Source organism: Dictyoglomus sp. (assembly GCA_025060475.1).
In the GTDB taxonomy this organism is placed as follows: Bacteria; Dictyoglomota; Dictyoglomia; order Dictyoglomales; family Dictyoglomaceae; genus NZ13-RE01.
Map to the genome: position 1 here is coordinate 23,021 of JANXBZ010000009.1, position 25,260 is coordinate 48,280.

The window sequence follows — 25,260 nt, forward strand, 5'->3', positions numbered from 1 at the left end:
ATCTAAATTTTAAACAATTTCTCTAAGGGAATAGGAATTTTCTCTTTATTTTTCAATAGAAATTCTCTATTTTTTTTATCTTTATATTGTGCTAATGCTCTTTGCAATCTTCTTTCCTCATAGTTTTTAGCTACATATATTTTCTCTTTTCTTTCTGGATGAAACTCCGTGTAAAAGGCACATGAAGCAGGAGTTAAGGGAAGAGGAGTATAATCCTGGATCTGCTCTAAATAATGTCCCAAATTTTTTATATACATTGCAAGATCAAAGGCATCTTTTAAAGTTGCTCCAGGATGAGAAGAGATAAAATATGGTATAGTATAGATTTCCTTTCCTAAGATTTTCTTGTATTTATTAAACAGATCTAAGAATCTTTCATATACTTCAAATTTTGGTTTTTTCATAATTTCTAATACATGCTCCTTTATATGCTCTGGAGCAACAGATAAGTGTCCCCCAATATACCCGTTTTTTATTATATTTTTAATGTACTCCTCATCTTTTAAAGCAAGATCATATCTTATACCTGATGCAATAAAAACATGTTTTACTTTTGGTATTTCTTTTATCTTTCTCAAAAGATTTAATTGAGCAGAATGATCTACCTCTAAGTATTTGCATAAAGAAGGATAAAGACAATCTCTATTGGGACAGCTACCAGGCATTTTATGAATTCTACATCTTAATTTATACATATTTGCAGTAGGACCACCTACGTCGGAAATAGTTCCTCTAAAATCTTTCCTCTTTGTTAAACTATATACCTCTCTTAAAATTGATTCCTCATCTCTTGATATTACTTGCCATCCCTGATGAATATTTAAGGAGCAGAAGGTGCAACTTCCAAAACATCCCCTATGGGAAACAATAGAGGTTTTTACGGTTTCTAAGGCAGGAATTTTATTTTTATAAGAGGGATGAGGTAACCTCTGAAAGGGCAAAGAATAGATTAAATTTAAATCTTCAGAAGTGTATAAAGGGGGAGGGTTTTGAATAAGATACCTTTTTCCATCTCTCTGGACCAGTATTTTTTTTCTTTTCATTCCCTCTATAAGTAATTTTTGAAATTCCCAATATTTTTCCTTATCGGAAGCTACCTCTTCAAAGGAAGGAAGCATCATATACTCTTTATCTTTGAAAAGTTCTAAAAATTCTCTTTCCTTTAATGAATACAAAATTCCAGGTATTTCATATATTTCATACCACGATTTCCCTTGAGAAAGCATTTTTGCAATTTGAAGAGTTTGTTTTTCTCCCATACCGTATACAATAATTTTTGCTCTTGAGTCTAATAAAACCGAATGCCTTACCCTATCATCCCAGAAATCATAATGAGAGAATCTTCTTAGACTTGCTTCTATCCCTCCAAGAATTATGGGTACGTCAGGAAATAATTCATGAACTACATTCGAATATACAATAGTTGCTCTATCGGGTCTTTTTCCCGAAACTCCTCCTTCTGTATAGGCATCTTCTTTTCTTTTATTCTTATTTGGAGTATAATTTGCCACCATGGAGTCCACAGACCCTGCTGTAATACCAAAAAAAAGTCTTGGCTTTCCTAATACTTTGAACTCTTCTTTATCTCTCCAATTAGGTTGAGGAATAATGCCTACTTTAAATCCATGATATTCTAAAAATCTTCCTATTACCGCAGAGCCAAAGGAAGGATGGTCTACATAAGCATCTCCTGAAATGATTATAATATCAAGCTCATACCAGCCCTTTCTTTTTGCTTCTTCTAAAGATATGGGTAAAAAGTTAAACATTAATATTCACAATTACACTCTTTTTCTTTATTTAAATCTTCTGATTCCACCTCTAATGTGGAATGAGTAATCCCAAATTGGTCCTTTAAAACCTTTTTAGCTTCCTCTACTATCTTTTCAGCTAAGGAAAGCCTTTGATCTTCTACTACAATATGAGCAGAAAGAATAAGATCCTTAGAAGATACTTGCCAAACATGAATATGATGCACATCTCTTACTCCAGAAACCTTACATATAGCTTTTTGTATCTCTTCAATTTCAATACCTTTTGGAGTTCCTTCCATCAGTATATGGATTGTATCCTTCATGAGATCAATAGAGTTGTAAAAAATAAAACCTGCAATTAATAAGGATATAATTGTATCTGATATATAAAGTCTATAAAATATGATTAATAAAGCTCCGAGTATTACTCCTAAAGAAGAGATAGCATCGGAAACAAGATGAAGAAAAGCCCCCTTAATATTTAAATTATGTTGGGAATCTTCATGTAAAAGATAAGCAGAAATAATATTTCCTATTAGTCCAATAATACCTATAGTTATTGTTTGAATACCATGTACTTCCTTAGGAGATTTTATTCTTTCCAAGGCTTCAAGGATAAGAAAAATAAAAACACCAAAGAGAAGAATGCTATTAAGAAGTGCGGATAAAATCTCAATCCTTCTATATCCATAGGTATGATTCCTATCGCTCTTTTTATTCTTTGATATTAACTCTGCTAGCAAACTTACTAATAGCGCAAAAAAATCGTTTATATTATGTAATGCATCACTAACAAGGGCTAAGCTTCCTGATAAAATTCCTCCAATAACCTCCATTAGTGCCATTGAAAAGTTAATAAACATAGCCATCAAAATTCTTTTTAAAGTCACTTTCAAACCTCCATGCCTGTTAAAAATCTTTAAAAATTATAAAGAATTCTTCTTTAATTTCCAAGATAAAAAATATTAAAAATAAAAAGCCTCGAGATCTCTCCCGAGGCTTAAAATCTAATTTAAATTATTAAAAACTTATTTCACATTAAAACTCAATTCCTATTCTTCCTACAAAGAATCCCTCAGGAGGAAGTTGTCCAGTAAATATCTGAGTAGATGTTATATAGATTAATTCCCAAAGAGTTACAAGTCCCCGTCTTGTTATCATTTTTGCACCCACAAACACTTCAGCAACAAAAGGAGAAACATAAGCTTCTTCTCCCCAAACTATAAAATTTCTTGTCCCTACTCCTAGGTAAGGAATGTTATTACCATAGGGAAGTTCTAAAGCAATTCTTACCGATGGAGAAAAAATTGGTATTATAAGGATCAATATTATATCTAAAGAAGCCTCCAATCTTAAAATAGAAAAAAGTGATTGGGAAAAACTCATCTCTCCATAGGGTAGTAGCAATGTAACTCCTGATCCAAAGGGATAGACTCCGCCAATCTCAAAGGTGAAATTTCCCTCCTGAGCAAAGGAGACATTAGAAGAAAGAAAAAGTAAGAGAAGAATTAAAAATGGGAAAATTTTTCTCATTTTTTCCCCTCCTTTTTATAGATTTTTATATTATAACCCATAAAATTTTCTAGATCAATTTTTTCATAGAAGTACTATCCCCTTGTCATAGCTACATTGTATAGGGTATTATTTTTTAAAACTTAAAAGGAGGGATAATTTTGATAAAAGTTAAAAATCCAATAGTAGAACTTGATGGAGATGAAATGGCAAGAGTTATGTGGAAAATGATTAAAGAACAGCTTATTTTCCCTTACTTAGATATTCCTTTGATTTATTTTGATTTAGGCATTGAAAATAGGGATAAAACTGAAGATAAGGTAACATTAGAATCTGCAAAGGCAATAAAGGAATATAAAGTTGGTGTAAAATGTGCTACCATAACTCCTGATGAAGAAAGAGTTAAAGAATATAATTTAAAAAAGGCCTGGAAAAGTCCTAATGCTACAATTCGTGCCTATCTTGATGGAACAGTCTTTAGAAAACCCATTTTAGTAAGAAATATCCCTCCTGCAGTAAAATCCTGGAAAAAACCTATAATTATTGGAAGACATGCCTATGGAGATATATACAGTGCCTTTGAGTATAAAGTAGAAAAACCTTTAAATTTGGAGATTATTCTTAAAGATAATACTACTTATACCTTTCCTGTCCATAGTTTTGAGGGAAAGGGTGTATTTATGGTCTTACACAATACAGAAAAATCTATAAGAAGTTTTGCAAGATCCTGCATAAATTACGCCCTCTCCGAAAAAGTTGATCTTTGGTTTTCTGCAAAGGATACCATATCTAAAATCTATCATGGATATTTTAAAGAAATCTTTCAAGAGGAAGTAGAAAAAAGAAGAGAAGACTTTGAAAAAGTTGGAATAAAATATAAATATTTTTTAATTGATGATGCAGTGGCTCAACTAATAAAAAATGAAGGAGGAATCCTTTGGGCATGCATGAATTATGAAGGAGACATTATGTCTGATATGATCGCTGCAGGTTTCGGAAGCTTAGGACTTATGACCTCTGTTTTAGTCTCTCCCTCTGGAGAGTTTGAATTCGAAGCAGCTCATGGGACAGTAAGGAGACATTATTATGAATACTTAAAAGGAAATCCCACATCTACAAATCCCACTGCATCAATCTTTGCATGGACAGGAGCTATAAGAAAAAGAGGAGAATTGGATAATACTCCTGAAGTTTCTGAATTTGCAGATAAGTTAGAAAAAGCAGTAGTAAACACTATTGAAATGGGTATAATGACAAAAGATTTGCAACCTTTAGCGGATCCTCCCGTTGAAAAATTTGTTAATACTGAGGAATTTATTAAAAAAGTAAGAGAAAATCTTGAAAAATTATTATGAAAATAAGAGGACACCATCTTCTTTGTATTTTACATTTTGAAGGAAAGGGGTATTCGCAGGAATTTGTCCAAAACATGGAATTAATAAAGGAAAGATTAAAAAAGGGTGAAAGATTTTTATTAGTCATCAGTGGAGATGATATATGCTATAAATGTCCCTATTATAAAGGAAGATGTTTAAGAGAATCAAACATTGGAGATATAGAAAAGAAGGATAAAAATATAATTAGCTTTTTAGGATTAAAAAGGAATAGACTATATTCCTATAATGATATAAGTAAAATAATTTTTGAAAAAATGAATAAGATAATCTTTGAAGATTTTTGTAAAGATTGCTCCTGGTATTACCTATGTTCAGGAAAAAATCTTTTTCAATATTAATTTTACATATGGATGAAACTTATTTTTACCAAGAAAGATTAAGATCTTTGGGAATAGAAATAGATTTAAGAGATATTCCCGAAAAAAAATATATATGTTCCTTTCAAAATTTAGAGAAAATAGAAAATAGAATACCAAAATTCAATAGAAGTATAATTTTTTTAGGAAAAAGTGATTATCATTATTTAACTTACATTTTTTTAAAAAGAATAAACATACCTATAATTTTAATTACTATAGACTATCACTTTGATACCAAAGAGACTTTTGAAAACTATATAAGTTGTGGATCTTGGCTTCTTGAAGCAATGAAACTTAAAAATATCAAAAAAATAATATCAATAAATTCTAGAGAAGACTTAGAGAAAAGACTTAAAAATATAGTATTAGAATTACCTTTATATGTGAGTATTGATAAAGATATACTGGATAAATGTTATTTAGATACCAATTGGGATCAAGGAGATTTTTCTTTAGAAGACCTTTTTAAGTTAATTTCTTCTTTTTCTTGTCATAATATTATAGGAATTGACATTTGTGGTGAGCCATCTTTTAATATTTATGAATATAAAAGAAGTGAAAAAATTAATTTGGAGATTCTAAAAATAATAATGGAGAGAAATAAAATAAAGATGTCTGCATAATTTAAGGAAGGAGAAGATATGCCAGCAAATCTTCCACCCCAATATTTTGAGGCAGAAAAAAGATATAGAGAAGCAAAAACTATAGAAGATAAAATACAAGCATTAAAAGAAATGCTTGCCATTCTCCCTAAACATAAAGGAACAGATAAAATGAAGGCAGATCTTAGAAGAAAACTTTCCCAGCTTATGGAAGAAGCAGAAAAAAGACCAAAAAAGGGAGGAAGGGGAATGGATTATATTGAAAAAGAGGGAGCAGGACAGGTAGTAATCATAGGACCACCTAATACTGGAAAATCAACCTTTTTTAAAACTCTGACAAATGTAGATACATTAATTGCAGATTATCCCTTTTCCACTATAAATCATACTTTAGGAATGATGCCTTATGAGAACATTCAAATTCAGCTTATCGATCTTCCTCCTTTATGGGAAAATACTGAATCTTGGATCTACAATATTATAAGATATTGTGATCTGACAATTGTATTTTTAGACATGGAGTCTTTATCCTTAGTAGACGATTATTTAAAGATTAAAGATCTATTAGGTAATAAAAAAATTAAGTTAGTAAGAGAAAACCCTGATAGGGATCCTTATGCTCCTATAAAAGAAGTTAAAAGCATGATTATAATAAACAAGATAGATCTTATAACTCCTCTTGAAAGAAAAGAAGAAATAGATGTTCTAAAAGAAGAATTAAATGTATATTGTATCTCCGCAAAGGAAGGTATAAATATGGAAGAAATTAAAAGAAATATATTTAATGAATTAAATATTGTGAGAATCTATACTAAAAAACCAGGATACCCTCCTGACCTCGATACTCCATATATTCTCCCTAAAGGAAGCACTGTTCTTGATGTTGCAGAATTAGTTCATAAAGATATTGCCAAAAATCTAAAATATACAAAACTCTACACAAAAGATGGTAAAATAAAAGGACTTCCCGTGGAAAAGAGTTATGAGTTGAAAGATGAAGAAATTCTTGAGTTTCATACTTAATAAAAACTTAAATTTAGGAGGATAAAAAAAATGCCTGAATTTGGAACGTCATATTCTGTTCTTTCTCTAGGAAGAAAGGTTACTCAATTATACGAAGAGATAGCAGAATCTACTGATAATGAGCTTGCAAAGAAGGTTTTATATGATATTGCCAATGAAGAGAAGATACATGCAGGAAAATTTCTAAGACTTCTATAAGTAGAAGAAATGATAAAAGAACTTAAAAAAATAAAAATTGTTTCACGTGAAACATTAGGTAAAAAATGGGAAAAATAATTGCTGTTGCCAACCAAAAAGGTGGAGTAGGAAAAACTACAACAGTTATAAATCTAGGATTTGCTCTTGGAAGCTTAGGAAAAAAGATCTTATTAGTAGATGCAGATCCCCAAAGTAATACTACTAGTGGAATTATAGGAAGGAAGGATATAAGGCCGAGTCTTTATGATAGTTTAATTCAGGATCTTCATGTAAAAGAAATAATATATCCCTTAAGAAAAGAAGAGAATTCTCTTCGAGAAAACTTATATATAATTCCATCAAATATAGATTTAGCAGGAGCAGAGATAGAATTAGTTTCAGCCTTTTTAAGAGAATTAAGATTAAAAAAAGTTTTAGAGCCCATAATAGATGATTTTGATTATATATTTATTGATTGTCCTCCCTCATTAGGACTTCTTACAGTAAATGCTTTAACCTGTGCCCACTACGTACTTATTCCCCTTCAATGCGAATACTACGCTCTAGAAGGCATTTCTCAATTATTAAGAACTATCGAGCTTATAAAAAGAAATTTAAATAGAGACTTGGAAATTCTTGGAATTCTTCTTACTATGTATGGAAGAACATCTTTATCTCAACAAGTAGTAGACGAGGCAAGAAAATTTTTTAAGGATAAAGTTTTTAAAACTATTATTCCAAGAAATGTAAGATTAAGTGAGGCACCAAGTTTTTCCCAATCTATTTTTGAATATGCTCCTGAATCATCAGGGGCCTTAGCTTATAAAGAATTAGCAAAGGAGTTGATAAAAAATGGGTAAAGAGAAAAGATTGGGGAGAGGGCTCTCTGCATTAATACCTACAGAGGAAGAGAGTAAAATAAAAGAAATTGAAATAGAGAAAATACTTCCCAATCCTTATCAACCAAGAGAAACCATAGATATCGAAAATCTTAGAGAACTCTCTGAATCTATAAAGCAAAGAGGCGTTCTACAACCCATATTAGTGAGGCAAAAGGATGATAAATACGAAATTGTAGCAGGTGAAAGAAGATATCAATCTGCAAAAATAGCAGGACTTTCCAAAATACCTGCTATTGTATTAAATATATCGGACCAAGAAGCCTACGAGATATCTTTGATAGAGAATTTACAAAGAGAAGATTTAAATCCAATAGAGAAAGCAAAGGCTTTTCAAAACTATATTGAAAAGTATAATGTTACCCATGAGGAATTGGCAAACAAACTTAATATAAGTAGAACAGAGATAACAAATCTTTTAAGATTATTGCAACTTCCCCTAGAGATTCAAGAAGAAGTAAGAAGAGGAAATTTAACTTACGGACATGCAAGAGCCCTCCTTAGCATAGATGATCCTAATTGGCAAAAGATCTTAGCCCAAAGGATTATTAAAGAAAAACTTTCGGTAAGGGAGACAGAGGACTTAGCAAGAAGAAAGGGTAAGAAAATAGAGAAAATTCCAGAAATTATGGTTTTGGAAAGAAAATTACAAGAATATTTAGAAACTAAAGTAAAAATTCAACCAAGATCTCCTGAAAAGGGGAAAATAACCATAGAATATAGAAGTTTAAAGGAATTAGAAAGAATCATAGAAAAATTCATGCTATGAAAGGAAAACTTTTAGGTTTATTAAGTGTCACACTAGCATGTATATTCTGGAGTCTATCCTTTTCAGTATCAAAGATACTTTTAAAACAAGTTTCTCCCTTTGAATTAGCCTTTACAAGATTTTTTTTAGCATCAATTTTTTCATATATAATCTTCTTTCCCAAAGTAAAAAATATTCCTTTAAAATGGGACTATCAAAAACCTTTATTTGTAGCAGGTTTTTTAGGAGTAACCCTATATTTTATTTTTGAAAATTGGGGATTAAAATTTACTACAGCCTCTGAAGGATCTTTACTTGTGGGCTCATTTCCTGCAATGGGTTTACTTTTGGAAATTTTCAAAGAACAAAAGCATCCTCCCAAAGAAAGAATTTTAGGAATAATATTATCTCTTCTTGGAGTAATTCTAATCCTAGGGAATGCAGGAATAAAATTTAAAATCCAGAACCTTATTGGCAATTTCTTAATTCTTCTCTCAGGTTTATCCTGGGTAATATATAACTGGGAGATAAAAAGGGTTAACCATATTTATCCTTTTGAAGTTTTAACAACTTTTCAATTAATATATGGCGCCTTTTTATTTATTCCTCTACTCTTTTTCACAGGTTTAAGAATCCCCAAGGGTAAAGAAGGACTTTTAGGGATTTTTTATTTAGCATTTTTCTGCTCTGCCTTAGGATATCTCCTATATAATTACGGATTAAAAAAAATGGAAGTGAGCCAGGTAGTTAATATATTAAACTTAATTCCCCTTTTTGGTGCCCTCTGGGGATTAATCTTTTTAAAAGAAAACTTAGGATTCATAGAAATCTTGGGAGGATTATTTATTATTCTGGGAGTTAGTATTACCACATGGAAATAAAAGGAGTTATATGGGATTGGGACGGAACTCTAGTAGATTCATTTTTGGAATGTTTTAATGCTACAAAAAAAGTTCTTTCCCTTTTTGGGATAAATATTTCTCTAGAAGAATATAGAGAAAATTTTGCCCCTAATTGGTATGAAATGTATAAGAATTTTGGATTAAAGAGAGACTATTGGGAGATAGCAGATAACTTATGGTATAAATATTTTAATCATTCATGTATTAAGTGGAGAGATGGCGCTTTAGAGAACCTTTCTTTTTTAAAAAATTATGGGATAAAACAAGGAGTGGTCACTGCAAGTACAAAACTAGATATTGAAAAGGAATCTTTCCATCTTAAACCTGAAAGATTTATCGATTGTTTTATAACCTGGGAGGATTCTTTAAAAAAGAAACCTGACCCTGAATCTTTATTTAAAATATTAGACATTTTAAATCTAAAACCTGAAGAAATTGTTTATATTGGTGATACTTCAGGAGATATAATAATGGGGAAAAAAGCAAAAGTAAAACTGGTAATAGCAATTCAATCTAATTTTAATAAAAAGGAAGAACTTTTGAAAAATTCTCCTGACTTCTTTTTTGAAAACTTATGGGATCTTTTAAACTTTTGGAAGAAAATATTAAAATAGATTCTATCCTACTTCCAATTCCTCAGAGAATTGACTCATATATAGATTGTAATAAAATCCCTTCTTCTCTAACAGTTCCTTATGAGTTCCTCTTTCTACAATTTCTCCATTATTGATTACTAAAATTAGATCTGCATTTTTTATAGTACTTAATCTATGAGCAATTATAAAACTAGTTCTTCCTTTCATAAGATTCAACATAGCGGCTTGAATATATTTTTCAGTTCTTGTATCCACATTACTTGTCGCTTCGTCAAGAATCAAAATTTTAGGATTTGCTAAAATAACCCTTGCAATAGCAAGAAGTTGTTTCTGTCCCTGACTCAAATCTCCTCCATCTTCTGAGAGAATAGTGTCATAACCATTAGGAAGATTTAAAATAAATTGTTCTGCATGAGCAAGTCTTGCAGCCTCTTTTATTTCCTCATCCTTTGCAGAAAGTCTTCCATATCTTATATTATCTTTAACTGATACAGAAAAAAGATAAGTATCTTGAAGAACAATACCTAATATATCTCTTAAACTTTTTCTTTTTATTTTTCTTATCTCTATTCCATCGATCAATATACTTCCTTCATCCACATCATAAAATCGTGCGAGAAGACTTATTATAGTAGTCTTTCCTGCACCAGTAGGACCCACAAGAGCTACTACTTGGCCTGGTTTTATATGAAAATTAATATTTTTCAATACAGGATTTCCTTTTTCATAAGAGAACCAAACGTTTCTAAATTCAAACTCTCCTCTTACATCCCTAAGCTCAACTGCATCCTTATCGTCTTCTACTTCTTCTTTTTCCTTTAAAATTTCAAATATTCTTTCCGCGCTGGCAATAGCGGACTGAATCATATTATATTGATTTGCCAGTTCATTAAGAGGCCTTGAAAATTGTCTTGAATAATTAATAAAAACTGCTATAGAACCAACAGATATCAAATTGCGATAGGCAAAGTACCCCCCAAAACCTGAGATAATAGCAAAACTAATATTATTAATAAGGTTCATGATAGGTCCTACAAGACCAGAAAATATCTGTGCCTTTATTCCCACTTTTGTTAGCTCCTTATTTACCTCATCAAACCTTTCAATTTCTTTATTCTCTCTTCCAAAGATTTTAATAACTTTAATTCCCGAAATATCTTCCTCTATTATTCCATTTAAATTTCCTAAAAGAGTTTGGTTTGCATAAAAATATTCTCTTGTTTTTTTTGCTATAAATTCTGTAGAATAAATGGTAAGGGGAACGGTTAATAAACTTACTATGGTCATGGGAATACTTATTCTTAACATAACAATTATTATTCCTATTAATGTAAAAATCCCAGAAAGCAATTGAATAACGCTATTTCCCAAAACCATACCTATATTATCTATATCATTGGTGATTCTACTCATTATATCTCCATGAGGTCTTGTATCAAAAAATTTTAATGGTAGGTACTGAAGTTTATTAAATAAATCTTTTCTCATAGAAAAGACTATATTTTGAGTTGTTTTTAACATAATATATCCCTGAAGCCATGCCACTAAAGATCCAAGAATATAAACTCCTGAAAGAAGAATAAGGAAATTTAAAAAACCATCGTACTTTTTTGGAATAATATAACTATCAATAGCTTTTCCTATCATATAAGGACCTATTATGCCTAAAATAGACGAAAAAAGAACGAGAATAAATACGAAAAATAACATTAATTTGTATTCTCCTAAATATCTCCAGAGATTCTTCAATGTTTCCCATGGATTCTTTATTTTTATCTCCTCAAAGGATCCAAATCCTCTTCCAGGACCTCCCCTAAAAGGTCCCATAGGTAAAGGTGGTACTCTTCTTTCTTCTCTTCTTTCCCTATCCATTAAGCACCTCTTCTCCTAATTGAGATTTATATATTTCTTGATATATAGGATTATTTCTTAACAACTCATTATGACTTCCAATTCCAACAATTCTCCCATTTTCAAGAAGAATAATTCTATCAGCATTCATTACTGTTCCTATTCTCTGAGCAATCAAAAAAGTAGTACAATTCTTCATAATCTCTCTTAATCCCTTTAATATTTTCTGTTCCGTTGCAAAGTCCACCGCACTAGTAGCATCATCAAGAATTAGAATTTTAGGTTTTTTAATTATTGCTCTTGCTATAGCAATTCTCTGCTTCTGTCCTCCAGAAAGATTTACTCCCCTCTGACCTATCAAGGTATCATAACCATTAGGTAGATTAATAATAAAATCATGAGCCTGAGCTATTTTACAAGCATTTATAATCTCCTCATCTGTTGCATCTTCCTTTCCCCAACGTACATTTTCCTTTATTGTGCCAGAAAAAAGTACTGTATCCTGAGGAACCATAGATATTGCAGATCTTAAGACCTTTAGATCTATCTCTCTTACATCTATTCCATCAATTAAAATCCTTCCAGAAGATACATCATAAAGCCGAGGAATAAGATTAACTAATGTTGACTTTCCAGAACCTGTTGTTCCTAATATACCAACAATCTCTCCAGGATGTACAGAAAAATTTATATCCTTAAGAACTGACCCCTTTTTACCATCATAACTAAAATATACCTTTTCAAAAACCACTGTTCCCTTCAAAATAGGTGTTGAATCACTCTTAAAGGATACTATATCAATTTTTTCATCTAAAACTTCCCTTACTCTCTCTGAAGATGCAGAAGCTCGAGATATAAAGATAAGAATATTACCAATCATCATAAGAGAAAAAAGAATTTGAAACATATAATTTATATATGCCATAACTTCTCCAACTTTCATATTTCCAGATTTAACTAATAAACCACCAAACCATAGAACTCCCAATACACTAAGATTCATGATCAACATAAAAATAGGCATAGCATAAATCATAAGTTTGATAGCTTTTATAACAGCATTCATTAAAGCAGAATTAGCATGTCCAAACCTTTCCTTTTCATAATCTATCCTCATAAAAGCTCGAACTAATCTTACTCCCGTAAGATTTTCTCGAACCACATTGTTTAACCAATCAATTCTTTTCTGAACCTCAGAAAATAGAGGAAAACTTCTTTTCATAACCATTATAAAGATTAAGATAAGAATTGGAATGGAAAATAAAAATATAAGAGAAAGAGACCTATTAATGGAAATTGCCATTATAATTCCACCTATGAAAAGAAGAGGAGCTCTCACAACAATTCTTAAGCACATCATAACAAGGTTTTGCAGTTGATTTACATCATTTGTTATCCTTGTTATAAGAGAAGAGGTATGAAATTTGTCAATATTTTTAAAAGAAAAGGATTGAACTCTTTTAAATAAATCTAATCTTAAATCTTTTCCAAAATTCTGACTAGCATAACTTGCAAAGATAGTACAACCAACTCCACCAATCATTCCAATCAAAGCAATAATTATCATAAAAACTCCTGTTCTTAATATAAAAGGAAGATTATTTTTTAATATTCCTTCGTCTATAATTCTTGCCAATAAAGTTGGTTGATAAAGATCACATATAACCTCAATTACCATGAACAATGGAGCTAAAAGGACATAAATCCAATAAGGTTTTAAATATATTAACAACCTGCGCATTTTTTGCTTCCTCCACTATTCTCGTTTAATTTTCTTAAATTATCTCTTATTCTTTTTAAAAAGTTTTTTAATAGCTCCTTTTCATCCTCAGAAAAATTCATAAAACATTCTTTTTCTAAAATATTAAAAACCTCTCTTAGATTACTTATAAATTTTTTTCCTTCATTTGTTAAATAAATTCTCGAATACCTTTTATCCTCCTTGTCTTTTTCCTTCCTTATTAGTCCCCTTCTTTCCATTCTTCTTAAAATTAAAGTTACGGTTGATGGCTTTATTTTCAATTCTCTAACTATATCCTTTTGAATTAGTCCCTCCTTTTCTTGTAATAAAAGAAGAACAGGTGCCTGCCCCCTATAAAGTTTTATTCCAGAAAGGAGTTTTTCTCTTCTTATAAAATGCTCTTTTATTACCTCTTTAAATAAAGAATAAAGAGAATTATTCTTATCTTCTTTCATAAAAAATCTCTTCTTATAAATATTTAGATAACTAAATATTACCATAAAATTAAAAACTTGGAAAGAAGATATATTATTGATATAATCTAAAAAAAGAATTCTGCATAGGATTCTAATTTCTTTTTATGATTGAGAAGATAATTATAAATATACTTATAATTTTATTTGGTTTTTTAATTAAAAAAACGAGAATTCTTCCTGAAAATACTGGAAAGGTATTAAGCAGATTTATAGTATACATTACCCTTCCTGCTACAATCTTAAAAGTTTTTTTAACAACTAAAATTCAAATGGATTTTATCATTCTTCCTATATCCTCATTATTATTGGGACTATCGGTCTTTTTACTCTCATTTTTTATATTAAGATCTTTGAACTTTGAAGAAAAAATAAAATGGACTTTACTTATCTCTTTATGTGGATATAATGTAGGTCTATTTGCCTATCCCTTTATCCAATCCATTTGTGGAGATGAAGGCTTATTTATAATGGCAATGTTTGATATAGGTAATTCTTTCTTGGTTTTTGGTTTAGCCTACGCCGTATCCCTAATTGCCGTGAATCAAAGTAAAATAGATTTTTATAAAATAATAAAGAATGTAATATTATTTTTTCCCTTGGATATTTACATAATCTCTATAATCCTTAATCTTTTCAATATCAAATTTCCTTCTCTCCTTTATGATTTTGTCTCCCAATTATCAATGCCAAACAATGTTCTTGCTCTTTTCACCATTGGTTTTTTCTTGGATTTTAACTTGAATACCTCTGAATTAAAAGCCTTAACTTTAGGCTTAATTTTAAGAGTTCTTCCAGGAATTCTATTCTCTTTTATAATTTTTTACTTTTTCCCTTCTAATTTAATCTCCAAGATAATATCTATTGGACTTCTTCTTCCTGCCCCCTTAGTAGCAATTTTATATTCCAGTGAAAGAAATCTAAATGTAAAGCTTGCATCTCTTTTAGTTTCTTTAACTATTATCACAGGAGTAATTTCTATATTTTTTATTATGAAAGAATGTTAAAATATATAAATAATGCTTTCTCTTAAAGGAAAGATAGCATTAATTACTGGTGCCAGTAGAGGAATAGGAAGGGCTATTTCAAAGGCATTAGCCCAAGAAGGAGTAAATCTTGCTATCAATAGTAGAGCAGAAGAAGGATTACTTATTCTAAAAAATGAATTAAAGGATTTTGGAATAGATATTCTTCTTTGTCCTTTTGATCTAAAGGATCCAAAAACCCCAAAATTAATTATTGAAAAAGTAATTGAGTATTTTGGAAAATTAGATATCCTTATTAACAATGCAGGAATTGCTTTAGCAAAACCAATAATAGAAACCAAGGAAGAAGAATGGGATGAAATTATGGCGGTTAATGCTAAAGCACCCTTCTTTTTATGTAAATATGCAATCCCTTATCTTAAAAAATCCGATATACCAACGATAATAAACATATCATCTGTTGTGGGTACAAAGGGATATATTAATCAAGGAGCTTATACTGCTTCAAAACATGCCTTAATGGGATTTACAAAGGTTTTAGCTCAAGAAGTCCATGATGATGGAATAAGAGTTCATGTTATAGCACCTGGTGGTGTTGCAACAGATCTTGTAACAATTATGAGACCTGACATAGATCCTGAAACCTTGATAAAGCCTGAGGAAATTGCTGAAATTATAATATTTCTTTTAAAATTCCGAGGTAATGCTGTTATTGATGAGATAAATGTCAGAAGAGAGAAGAATCCTCCTTGGAGATAATTGAATCTTTTAAAACCCTTTTTTATTCTTTTTTTATCCGCTCCTTTTTACAACTAAGATTTTTCATTTATCCACAGTTGTGGATAATTTTGTGGATTACCTGTGGATAACTCTGTGGATAACTTGGGTAATCTGTGGATAATTTTGTGGATAAATTTTTAAATGGGGATACTGTGGATAAAATGTGGAAAGTTATCCACAGGTAAAAACCTTTTATATAAAAGGTCTATTTGAGTTATCCACATTATCCACAGCCCCTACTACAACTACAATATTATTTTTTTATATATAAATTTAAATATTTGTTATTGCAGTTGTAAATTGTGGACAAATTTTAAAATTGTCCTGTAGATAAATACATATAGAATCTTCCAGTTTCTTTAGGATTTTCTGTTCCAAGATAAACAGGAAAAGCATATCCTATAACAAAAGAGAGGGGAATATCAAAAAATGTTGTAAAATTATAGGAATTTTCTATTCCTAATCCAATTTTTAATCCCTTATAATCTATTTTCTCATTTTTGTTCCATACTCCTCCAATTTCTGTAAATACATTTAAATGAATATCTCTTAGAATAAATAAGTTAAAAAATTTAGTTTCCTGATCCCTTAATAAGGGAATATTCCAGTTAATATTTAAAGACCATTTAAAGTCTCCTTCATAATCATCTATCAAAGATTTCCAATCCTTTAGGTTAAATCTTTCATATTTATTTATAAAACCAGAGGGATCTTTTTCTATTGATATATAACCTGTTGTATTATTAATAGTTAAATAACTATGAGGAAAAACAAGGAAATATTTTAATAAATTCCAAGAGAGCTTATAAAATCTTTCCGATTGAAAAGGTAAAGAGGAACGGAAATTTAAAGTGTTAATCATTGCAAGACTATAGAGATCTTTTAATCTTGTTAGATTTAGATCAAAATATGAATAAAGGTCATATCCCAATGTTAAATTTAATCTATAGGAAGGCTGCCATAAGTTTCCACTTATTCCTAAAGAAAATTTCTCCCAAAAGCTTTTACTTAGAGTAAATAAACCTGCATAATAATCAGGTTGAATAAATAAAAGGGCAAAACCAAAATAATCATCCCTTGGTAGATATCTTATAAATTGAAAGATAGTTCCTGGATGGTAATATCCATAAATATCCTGAAAATATAATCCTTCAAGACTCCACCAGTGATTTATAGGATCATATCCTTCTATTTTATAAGAAAGATTGGTTATCTGTCCTGTAGAAAGATCAATAGAAAAAGAGGGATAAAGATCATAATAAATGACATAGGCGTCAAGAGGTCTTTTTATTTTTGAAGTATAAATTACCTTTCTTGGTAAGGAATTATTTAATCGGTTAATATCTGGAATCATAGAATCAGGATCCAATTCTACCCTTATTACCTTATCCTTTGTCTGAAAATCTAAGTATATTTCTTTCTCTTTTCCATCATAAATTCTTCTTAATTTTTCTCCCTTTGTGGTCTCTAATAAAATTTCTACAGGCAATATTCCATTCCCTTCTCTTTTTAAATGGACCCTTGTAATCCAATTTTCTCCAAATTTGAAACTTTCAAAGTTTAATACTTGCCAATCTATAGTTGCAGTGGAATAAAACCATGTATTAAAGAAGTCGGTAAAGTCCCTTCCTGTTATTTTATTGATAAGATTTTTAAAATCTTCAGTACTTGCAAATTTATCATTATATTCTTCATAAAAAGCTCTTAAAAATTCATTAAATTTTTCTTCCCCAATCATAAAAGCTAAACTTCTTAATAATAAATAGGCTTTGTTATATACTTTATTTGTATATCCATTATAATTACTGTTCCAATAATCTTTAACAATGGGCTCATCCCATCCATCCCTTATATATGTTAAATAGGGATATTCCACCTGTGATTCCCTTAAATTCCATTCTCCCACTAAATAATCTTTTAAATAGTTTAGAAAATAATCCTCTCCTAAATCAGGGAAAAGATTTCCACCTTTTGAGCCATATTTTTTCTCAAAATAATATATAGAAGAATATTGTGACAGAGCTTCGCTTATCCAATTTTCCCAGTCAAAATCTGCTCCTACTCCTATGCCCCACCATAGATGGGCAATTTCATGAGCAAGAAGCCACTCATTTATTCTTTCTAAAAGAAAGGGAGAGAAAAGATCTGATGAGTAAAAAACACTATTTCCAAGAAGGATAAAATTATCCGCAGTCATTCCCCAAAAACCTTCTATTTGTCCTTCCACAATAACTATTCTTTTGTGTTTTGATGGTCCATATAAAGATTGATAATAAGCTAAAATCTCTTGGGCAAGACTTGCTAAAATTCTTGCTTTATATTCTCTTCCCTGATAAAAATAAAGGGATATCTCGGGTGTAGTTTGTATTATTGGTTTGTAAACAAGATATTTTTTACTTAAAGCAATAGGTAGAGATCTTTTAGGATTATAATTTTTTCCAATAACCTTTTTCCAGTTTTCATTTACGATTTCTTCTTTTTGTTCGTCTACTCCTAAAGCAACTACATAATCCTTTGGAACCATTAATTCTATATTAAAATTACAAAGGGTTAATCTTCCTCCTTTATCCCATTCTCCCTTTATAAAATGTAGTTCTTGAGGAAACCATCCAAATCTCCATATAAAGGAATCTTTAGCATAGGACATATCTCCCATATATGCTTTAGGGAATTTTGTGGAGAATAAGATTTTTAAATAAAAGGATCCTTTCGGAGAAAGGGGTTCTGGTAGAATAACTCTTAAATAATTATCTTCTAAAGAATAATTGGTAAATAAAATTTTTCCCTTTTCTAAAGTATAATTTAATCTATTTCCTTTCTTGTCAAAAATATTTCTTATTTCAGTATATGCTGGATCAAAACCATTAATATAATAGGAATCTTCTACAACAGGATGAAGATAGGGATTATCCTTCTTACCAAGATTAGCAGGAAGATAAAAATAAATTTCTGAAATATTCTCATTGGTATTATTAATGTAATTTATTTCCACATATCCATTGATTTTTAAATTTTTTGGGTCTAATTGGACAAAAAGATTGTACGTAGAAAAACTTTCCATGGCATAAGTTGTGGAGAAAAGGAAAAGAATTAAGAAATATATGAAAAATTTTCTCATTTTTCTACCTCCAAAGCTAAAAATCAAAAATTCTTTTAAATACTTATATAAATTATACATCAGAATTATTTCTTTTGTTGATATTCTTTTTAATTAATGTTAAATTACTTGTTGTTCCACCTTTTAAAAATCCTCCTGCTGTTTCCTCAGAAATTTTTAATTATTATCATAATGTTGGGGATATTTCCTCCCTTGGAAATGAAGGATGCGTAGGCTATTTAGAAGTAAAAAGAGACCTTAAAATACTCAAGAAGCTTTTATTCCTATGTTAGGAGCTGGTATTATCTGTCTTGCTCCTGCTACTCCTGATAAATCCTCTCCAGCATTAGATTCCATAGAGGCTTTTTGGATAGATGGAAGTGCTTCCTTCTTTCTTAATGAAGGAGTTTGGCACTGGCTTCCCTTTCCCATAACCTCTTTCACCAACTAAAGCATGAACCTCTCCTGCTCTTAATTCAAATTTCGCTCCTCTTAAGGCATGGACACCGGGAAAACTTTTCTCGATTCCCTCCATTACAATCAAAAACTCTCTGTCTATATTTCCACCTCCCAATAAGTCCCCTTATATTTTTTTATAAATAGGTCCAAGGGTTTTACAGGCTCTAAAATCTGCTCCTTCCAGATCTTCAGTTCCAAACATACTCCAGGCGCTAGGTCTAAATATTCTTTCCTCTTCTACATTGTGCATGGAAATGGGTATTCTTAATATGGATGCTAAGGTTATAAATAAATCTCCTACATGTCCATAGGTTATGGCACAATGATTAGCTCCCCAGTTCTCCATTACGGAATAAACATTCCTAAAGGCACCTTTTCCTGTAAGTTTTGGGACAAACCAAGTGGTGGGCCAAGTGGGGTTAGTCCTTCTATCGAGAATTTCATGCACTTCTTTAGGCAGATCCACAGTGTATCCCTCTGCGATTTGTAAAACGGGACCTAATCCCTTTACAATATTTAATCTTGAGATTGTTACAGGCATTCCTCCTCTCGTTAGAAACTTTGTAGAGAATCCACCACCTCTAAAATAGCCTAAATCCGCATAGCAAAATCTTGTTGCATTGAGGCATCTTATTACTTCATCCTCTGTAATCTCCCAGAAAGGCTTAATAGCAGGTTTTCCATCAATCTCTTGTTCTCCTGTCCCATCAAGGGCTGCAGGACCTGAATTTATTAAATGAATTACTCCATCTTGAGCAAGACCTTCTGGTTTCCAGCCTGAAACTCTTTGAATTGCAGAAGGACTCCAATAGGTTCTAACATCTGCAAAAATCTGTGCAGTATTTGTTAGAAGATGTCCAAAGAGCATACATACACCATTTAAACTATCATTTTCTGTAGCCAAAATATAAGGTTGTCTTAGGCCGTTCCAATCAAAGGAAGAATTTAATATGGCTTCCATGAAATCTCCATTAGGGAAATAATCGGTCCATTGGCGCTGTCCCTGGAATCCAGCAACTATTGCATTATGTCCCAAACTTTCCTCAGGGTAGCCTATTTCTTCAAGTTTCTTGTTTCCCACCATTAAATCCCTTGTTATCAAAGCCATCTTAACCACAAATTCCCATACTTCATTTTTCTTCTTCTCATCTACTCTTTTTTCAGGTGGATTAGGATCTTCTCCTTCTTTACAATAAGTTTTCACCCAAGTTAAGGCCTTTCTAAATTCCTCTTGGTCATAGATCTTCTCTTCAATACGCCTTATTATTTCTGTCATATCCACATATTCTACTCTCATTCCTAAGTAATCCTCAAAAAAGTCAGGATCCACTATAGATCCCGCTATTCCCATGGAGACACTACCAATAGCAAGATAGGACTTGTTTTTCATTATGGAAACTGCTAATCCACTTCTTACAAACCTCAATATTTTTTCTTGAACATCAGGGGGAATAGAAAAATCATCCTTATCTTGTACATCCTTCCCATATATTTTAAAAACGGGTAAACCTTTCTGATTATGAGCTGCAGAAACGGCAGCAAGATAAACTGCACCAGGTCTTTCTGTTCCATTAAATCCCCATACTGCCTTTGGTATATCCAAGGTCATATCCATAGTTTCGGAGCCATAGCACCAACAAGGAGTCACAGTAAGGGATACTCCAAAAAAGATTTTTCTAATCTCATGGTTTGTTCTTCAAGGGATTCTCTCATTCCTCCATATCTTCCATCAATGGTAGGACGTATCATATATCTTATCCTTATTCTCGATTCTTCTTATTAATAGTTCTTTCGCAAGAACTCCCATGGTATATGCAGGCTGTTTAACCACTGTAAGAAAAGGAAACAAGGGATATATCTTCAGGAATAGAAAGGCCCATTTCTCTAATTGCAAGAATGGCTCCTATGGCCATAAGATTATTTCCTCCAAAGATTGCGTGGGAGGATATTTCATGTTAAGAAGTTCCTTGGTTAATCTATATCCGTCCTCCTTCAACCCTATCTACAGCAGTGGATATGGATTTACTTCCAACAATCAAAGGAATATTTTTCATAAAAAGGGATTTTAACGGAGCTTTCTTTTCTGAGGTAGAAGTAAAAATTACTCCATCTCTAGATTTTCAATTGCAGTGTCTTCAACTCCTCTAGTTGCAGTTTTCTTTAGAGTCAAGCTTCGGGCTATAGAATTTGGAACATAACCTATCCCATTTATAACCCGAGAGACTGTCATTATGGAAACACCAGCTTTTCTGGCAACATCTTTAATAGTAACCATAATCCCTTTTAAAATTTATTTTTAATGTTAAAGTTAAAGATATAAATAGTGAAGAATTTCTGATATAAAATATTGAGAAGGTTTAATATGAAAAAAATACCTGTTATTCTAGATACTGATATAGGGACGGATATAGATGATACTTGGGCTTTAGTGATGCTCCTTAATTCTCCTGAACTTGATGTAAAACTTATCACCACTGTAAGTGGAGATACCTATTATCGGGCAAAAATTGTAGCAAAATTCTTAGAGATTGCGGAAAGAACAGATATTCCCATCGGAATAGGAATGGGAAATCCGAAAGATTCTTTAAATTTTCAAGAACCTTGGATTAAAGATTTTGATTTAGATAGATATAAAGGAAAATTATATGATGGAGTAGATGCTATAGTAGATACCATAAAAAACTCTAAAGAACCTGTAACTATAATCTCTATAGGGATAGCTACAAATATTGCAAAAGCTTTAGAAATAAGTCCAGATATTGTTAAAAAATCGAGGTTTGTAGGAATGCATGGAAGTATCTATAAAGGATATGGAGGAAAAGAAGGAAGAGAGCCTGAAGCCAATGTTAGATATGATGTGCCATCAATAAGAAAAGTATTTTCCTCAAATTTCTTAGATAAAATAATAACTCCTCTTGATACCTGTGGAATTGTAAAGTTAGAGGGAGAAAGATATGAAAAGATCTTGAACTCGGAAAATCCTCTTTTAAAAGCTCTTATTGAGAATTATAAAATTTGGTCAGAGCTTGTTCCATGGACAAAGGTAGATTATCAAATAGAGTCATCTACTCTATTTGATACTGTAGCTATTTATTTAGCATATTCTCAAAATTTTCTTGAGATAGAACCTATTAAATTAAAAATTACAGATGAAGGATTAACTGTACCTGACGAAGATGGAGAAGAGATAGAAGTTGCTATAAGATGGAAGAATTATGAAGCTTTTTTAAATCATTTGATAGAAAGATTAAAACCATAAATTTAAAAATTTTTTTACTTTTGTAACTTTTATTATTTTGAAACAATTTAAAAGTATAAGTAAATTGTATTAAAATAAGCTTGAAATATTATTTAAGAACTTCTTAAATTTAAGATTGGTAAAGTTTAAATAAATCTTCTATATGCAGTCCATTTTATATACTTTTTGCAAATAATGTATAAAATACAATTATTACAATTTGGTTCTATATCTAAGCAGTATCCATTGGAATATATAAAAAACGCTCCATTATCAACATAAAAAGGGATTTTTTTATATATAAAAACAAGATTTTCAATTTTACTCCTCATTTTTGAAGCTTCTATTATATATGGTCTTTTACTTTCATAAAATACTTCATCTAATAAACCAGTTCTACAAAATATTTTCCCCACATGACCATCTACAATCATAAAACTATCATAAAGATTAATTTGAGATATATTCCAAATATTTTTACATAAAAATAAAATCCAATTTATATACATTCTGCATGCCTTAGGATCATTTCCTACCCATCCTATACTTAGAATTTCATGCTTTTTTAATTTATCAAAAAGCTTTCGGGGACTTTTGTTTATTAATTCATTAATCATAAAATCCTTAAAAGTTATATTATTTTTCTCTAACCATTTTATAAATCCTTCATATGCTTTAAATCTATAAGTAAAAAGAGAGATAGGCTTAATACCACCTAAGAAGCCCACTCTGTATAACTTCGATCCTCTTTCCCCACATATTTTTTTAAAAACCTTAACTATATCTAATTCAGATATTACATATGGTTTAAAGAGAAGTAAGTCATTGAATTCTTTATACAATTCAGTAATCAAAGCTCTTACAATATCTATTTGGGCTTGTTGATTTATTAAAACTCTTAATAAAAGATATCTTAATGTTTTCTCTTTGTCATTTATAATTTTATCATTGTCTAATACTGCTAAATGTTTTTTCCAATAAATCAACCATTGATTTTCTCCATATTCTTCCAATAAATCAAGAATTTTTAAAATATCCTCATCTGATAATTTTTTTTGTTTTTCCTTTGCCATTATTTTTTAATAATTTATTAACCTTATTAGAAAGCCAACTTCTTAATTGCTTGGCATCTTCTCTAATTATTATTTCAATCTCATAATTCTTTTCGAATAAACAATTTTTATTAATTCCAAGCTTTTCTTTTACAATATTTACAAGTTCTTTATCAATATCATATCCCACACTATTTCTACCTAACATTAATGATATCTTGTTGGTTGTTCCCGATCCCATAAAGGGATCTAACACAGTTTCTCCAACATATGAAAAAAGTTTAATTAATCTATAAGGGAGTTCTTCTGGAAATGCAGCTATACCTTCTTCAAGCCGATTATTTGTAGGTAAAACATTTGTGATATTCCACACATTTAAATACCACTTATTTTCAAGATATTCTTTCACATCAATTTTAGATGCTTCTTTAATAATTTCTGGAATAGAACTATAATTAAACTTTTTTCCCTTTTGAAATATTAAAATACTTTCCTGAAGATTATCTGGATAAAAATACATGGGATATGGATGTTGTAAGAGAACTCCACTTCTTCTACTTATTCTGACATAACCCTCTGGTTTGAGCCATATAATTTTATCTCTATAGATAAATCCTTCTTCCAAAAAAATTTGTGTTAAGTCCGAAACTACAGGATATTTTTCACTATTTATTAAAATATCATCACAAACTAAACATACAATCCTTCCATTAATTAATACTCTCTTTATTTCTTTTACGACCTTTTTCATTTTATGTAAATATTCATCATAACTTGAAAAAAGATCAGGATAATCAAAAGGAGCATTATAATAAGGAGGACTAGTTACGACTAAGTGAATACTTTCATCCTTTAATTCATACATATTCTCTGCATCACCAAATATTAATAGATGATGAGTTCTATGATTACTAAACATAAATATATTTTCTCCTAAAATTTTTATATATCTGATACAATATTATATCACAATGATAACCTTGCATTAATTTATAATATTCTTTCTTAGCTGTAATAAATGTTTATCAAAGGAATATCCATATTAGAGAAAATATTTAAAGATAATAAAATATCGCAACATTATAGATGGCACTTGATATGGACATAGGTGCCAATTTTAAGAAATATAGATAAATTCCTACATAAGTATCACAGGAAACTCAAGAATATGAGGATGAACTAAGAAATTTTCCATTCATGCCAATCCCAAAGCTTGGTCTTGCTAAATTCCATGTATCTTGCCATCTTTGAGCTTTCTCTAAGAATTCTTCCTTTCCTAAGCAAAATTCCTCCCCATTATCTATCCTTATCTCTATTTTATGTCTGATATTATAAGTTCTAAACCATAGAATGTGATATAAATCTTGTTCTTTTTTCACATCATAATATTCCATTAAAAAGAGGAAGGGAATTTTTATCCAAGAGATTGTTTAGTATAAAGCTGATTTCCAGTTATTTCTTTTCAGAATAGTTTTGATAGTATTTTTAGAGAGATAGGAGGAGTTTAATTAAGAAAGGAAAGGTTCAATTACTTAATTATATCAAGGATTGAGAGGGCAGCCTCAATCCTTTCTATTTTCTTTCCCTCTTCTTTCTCTCTTCCTTCTCTATTCC

General features: G+C 30.5%; 25 protein-coding genes and 2 pseudogenes. 12 read left to right on the forward strand and 15 right to left on the reverse strand.

Annotated elements, in window-relative coordinates; translation table 11 throughout:
• Nucleotides 1-2 precede the first annotated feature (2 nt).
• The 3 genes from NZ841_06060 to NZ841_06070 form a co-directional block, all read right to left on the reverse strand.
• Nucleotides 3-1,769: a YgiQ family radical SAM protein gene (locus NZ841_06060; protein ID MCS7202321.1), complete on the reverse strand. Its 1,767-nt coding sequence runs from the start codon at nucleotides 1,767-1,769 to the stop codon at nucleotides 3-5.
• Nucleotides 1,769-2,644 (reverse strand): cation diffusion facilitator family transporter, encoded by an 876-nt coding sequence (locus NZ841_06065; protein MCS7202322.1) that lies wholly within the window; start codon nucleotides 2,642-2,644, stop codon nucleotides 1,769-1,771. The genes NZ841_06060 and NZ841_06065 overlap by 1 nt, the downstream gene beginning before the upstream one ends.
• A gap of 148 nt (nucleotides 2,645-2,792) precedes the next feature.
• Nucleotides 2,793-3,287: a hypothetical protein gene (locus NZ841_06070; GenBank protein MCS7202323.1), complete on the reverse strand. Its 495-nt coding sequence runs from the start codon at nucleotides 3,285-3,287 to the stop codon at nucleotides 2,793-2,795.
• A gap of 140 nt (nucleotides 3,288-3,427) precedes the next feature.
• On the opposite strand from NZ841_06070, the gene NZ841_06075 reads away from it, so the two are divergent.
• From NZ841_06075 to NZ841_06115, 9 genes are all read left to right on the forward strand, one after another.
• Nucleotides 3,428-4,621 carry an NADP-dependent isocitrate dehydrogenase gene (locus NZ841_06075; protein ID MCS7202324.1) on the forward strand — a complete coding sequence of 398 codons (1,194 nt, stop codon included), beginning with the start codon at nucleotides 3,428-3,430 and terminating at the stop codon, nucleotides 4,619-4,621.
• A complete protein-coding gene (locus tag NZ841_06080) occupies nucleotides 4,618-5,001 on the forward strand; it encodes a DUF1284 domain-containing protein (GenBank protein MCS7202325.1) in 384 nt (127 codons plus the stop codon). The genes NZ841_06075 and NZ841_06080 overlap by 4 nt, the downstream gene beginning before the upstream one ends.
• An 8-nt stretch (nucleotides 5,002-5,009) precedes the next feature.
• A complete protein-coding gene (locus NZ841_06085; protein MCS7202326.1) occupies nucleotides 5,010-5,645 on the forward strand; it encodes a hypothetical protein in 636 nt (211 codons plus the stop codon).
• An 18-nt stretch (nucleotides 5,646-5,663) separates the two neighbouring features.
• Complete coding sequence (locus tag NZ841_06090; GenBank protein MCS7202327.1) at nucleotides 5,664-6,647, forward strand: 50S ribosome-binding GTPase; 984 nt, start codon at nucleotides 5,664-5,666, stop codon at nucleotides 6,645-6,647.
• A 30-nt stretch (nucleotides 6,648-6,677) separates the two neighbouring features.
• A complete protein-coding gene (locus NZ841_06095; protein ID MCS7202328.1) occupies nucleotides 6,678-6,845 on the forward strand; it encodes a hypothetical protein in 168 nt (55 codons plus the stop codon).
• A gap of 65 nt (nucleotides 6,846-6,910) precedes the next feature.
• On the forward strand, nucleotides 6,911-7,684 hold the full coding sequence (locus tag NZ841_06100; GenBank protein MCS7202329.1) for an AAA family ATPase: 774 nt from the start codon (nucleotides 6,911-6,913) through the stop codon (nucleotides 7,682-7,684).
• The gene (locus NZ841_06105) at nucleotides 7,677-8,492 is read left to right on the forward strand and encodes a ParB/RepB/Spo0J family partition protein (GenBank protein MCS7202330.1); all 816 of its coding nucleotides are present in this window, start codon (nucleotides 7,677-7,679) and stop codon (nucleotides 8,490-8,492) included. Before NZ841_06100 ends, NZ841_06105 begins: the two co-directional genes overlap by 8 nt.
• Nucleotides 8,489-9,352, forward strand: coding sequence for a DMT family transporter (locus NZ841_06110; GenBank protein ID MCS7202331.1), 864 nt, complete (start codon nucleotides 8,489-8,491; stop codon nucleotides 9,350-9,352). The genes NZ841_06105 and NZ841_06110 overlap by 4 nt, the downstream gene beginning before the upstream one ends.
• Entirely contained in the window at nucleotides 9,343-9,987 is a 645-nt protein-coding gene (locus NZ841_06115; protein ID MCS7202332.1) for an HAD family hydrolase, read from the forward strand. The genes NZ841_06110 and NZ841_06115 overlap by 10 nt, the downstream gene beginning before the upstream one ends.
• A 3-nt stretch (nucleotides 9,988-9,990) precedes the next feature.
• On the opposite strand, the gene NZ841_06120 is transcribed toward NZ841_06115, so the two are convergent.
• The 3 genes from NZ841_06120 to NZ841_06130 are packed head-to-tail and all read right to left on the reverse strand — an operon-like array spanning nucleotide 9,991 to nucleotide 14,016.
• Nucleotides 9,991-11,841, reverse strand: a complete 1,851-nt coding sequence (locus NZ841_06120; GenBank protein ID MCS7202333.1) for an ABC transporter ATP-binding protein/permease — start codon at nucleotides 11,839-11,841, stop codon at nucleotides 9,991-9,993.
• A complete protein-coding gene (locus NZ841_06125; protein ID MCS7202334.1) occupies nucleotides 11,834-13,561 on the reverse strand; it encodes an ABC transporter ATP-binding protein/permease in 1,728 nt (575 codons plus the stop codon). Before NZ841_06125 ends, NZ841_06120 begins: the two co-directional genes overlap by 8 nt.
• Nucleotides 13,546-14,016 (reverse strand): MarR family transcriptional regulator, encoded by a 471-nt coding sequence (locus tag NZ841_06130; protein MCS7202335.1) that lies wholly within the window; start codon nucleotides 14,014-14,016, stop codon nucleotides 13,546-13,548. Before NZ841_06130 ends, NZ841_06125 begins: the two co-directional genes overlap by 16 nt.
• Nucleotides 14,017-14,141: 125 nt before the next feature.
• Here NZ841_06130 and NZ841_06135 point away from each other — a divergent pair, with 125 nt between their 5' ends.
• Together NZ841_06135 and NZ841_06140 are read left to right on the forward strand one after the other, a co-directional pair.
• The gene (locus NZ841_06135) at nucleotides 14,142-15,041 is read left to right on the forward strand and encodes an AEC family transporter (protein ID MCS7202336.1); all 900 of its coding nucleotides are present in this window, start codon (nucleotides 14,142-14,144) and stop codon (nucleotides 15,039-15,041) included.
• Between the two features lie 12 nt (nucleotides 15,042-15,053).
• Complete coding sequence (locus NZ841_06140; GenBank protein ID MCS7202337.1) at nucleotides 15,054-15,779, forward strand: SDR family oxidoreductase; 726 nt, start codon at nucleotides 15,054-15,056, stop codon at nucleotides 15,777-15,779.
• A gap of 334 nt (nucleotides 15,780-16,113) precedes the next feature.
• On the opposite strand, the gene NZ841_06145 is transcribed toward NZ841_06140, so the two are convergent.
• The 6 genes and pseudogenes from NZ841_06145 to NZ841_06170 form a co-directional block, all read right to left on the reverse strand.
• Complete coding sequence (locus tag NZ841_06145) at nucleotides 16,114-18,918, reverse strand: M1 family aminopeptidase (protein MCS7202338.1); 2,805 nt, start codon at nucleotides 18,916-18,918, stop codon at nucleotides 16,114-16,116.
• 246 nt (nucleotides 18,919-19,164) lie between these two features.
• Nucleotides 19,165-19,329 (reverse strand): hypothetical protein, encoded by a 165-nt coding sequence (locus NZ841_06150; protein ID MCS7202339.1) that lies wholly within the window; start codon nucleotides 19,327-19,329, stop codon nucleotides 19,165-19,167.
• Nucleotides 19,322-19,432, reverse strand: a pseudogene (locus NZ841_06155) (multidrug ABC transporter ATP-binding protein). The gene NZ841_06150 and the pseudogene NZ841_06155 overlap by 8 nt, the downstream one beginning before the upstream one ends.
• 48 nt (nucleotides 19,433-19,480) lie before the next feature.
• The gene (locus tag NZ841_06160; protein ID MCS7202340.1) at nucleotides 19,481-21,004 is read right to left on the reverse strand and encodes an L-fucose isomerase; all 1,524 of its coding nucleotides are present in this window, start codon (nucleotides 21,002-21,004) and stop codon (nucleotides 19,481-19,483) included.
• Between the two features lie 175 nt (nucleotides 21,005-21,179).
• A complete protein-coding gene (locus NZ841_06165) occupies nucleotides 21,180-21,269 on the reverse strand; it encodes a substrate-binding domain-containing protein (GenBank protein ID MCS7202341.1) in 90 nt (29 codons plus the stop codon).
• 278 nt (nucleotides 21,270-21,547) lie between these two features.
• Nucleotides 21,548-21,631, reverse strand: a pseudogene (locus NZ841_06170) (LacI family DNA-binding transcriptional regulator).
• A gap of 87 nt (nucleotides 21,632-21,718) precedes the next feature.
• Between NZ841_06170 and NZ841_06175 the strand changes: the two are divergent.
• Nucleotides 21,719-22,615 (forward strand): nucleoside hydrolase, encoded by an 897-nt coding sequence (locus NZ841_06175; GenBank protein MCS7202342.1) that lies wholly within the window; start codon nucleotides 21,719-21,721, stop codon nucleotides 22,613-22,615.
• Between the two features lie 125 nt (nucleotides 22,616-22,740).
• Here the strand turns inward: NZ841_06175 and NZ841_06180 are convergent, their stop codons facing one another.
• The 3 genes from NZ841_06180 to NZ841_06190 form a co-directional block, all read right to left on the reverse strand.
• Nucleotides 22,741-23,667 (reverse strand): hypothetical protein, encoded by a 927-nt coding sequence (locus NZ841_06180; GenBank protein MCS7202343.1) that lies wholly within the window; start codon nucleotides 23,665-23,667, stop codon nucleotides 22,741-22,743.
• Nucleotides 23,633-24,565 carry a site-specific DNA-methyltransferase gene (locus NZ841_06185; GenBank protein ID MCS7202344.1) on the reverse strand — a complete coding sequence of 311 codons (933 nt, stop codon included), beginning with the start codon at nucleotides 24,563-24,565 and terminating at the stop codon, nucleotides 23,633-23,635. The genes NZ841_06180 and NZ841_06185 overlap by 35 nt, the downstream gene beginning before the upstream one ends.
• 241 nt (nucleotides 24,566-24,806) lie before the next feature.
• Nucleotides 24,807-25,025, reverse strand: a complete 219-nt coding sequence (locus tag NZ841_06190) for a hypothetical protein (protein MCS7202345.1) — start codon at nucleotides 25,023-25,025, stop codon at nucleotides 24,807-24,809.
• Nucleotides 25,026-25,260: the final 235 nt, after the last annotated feature.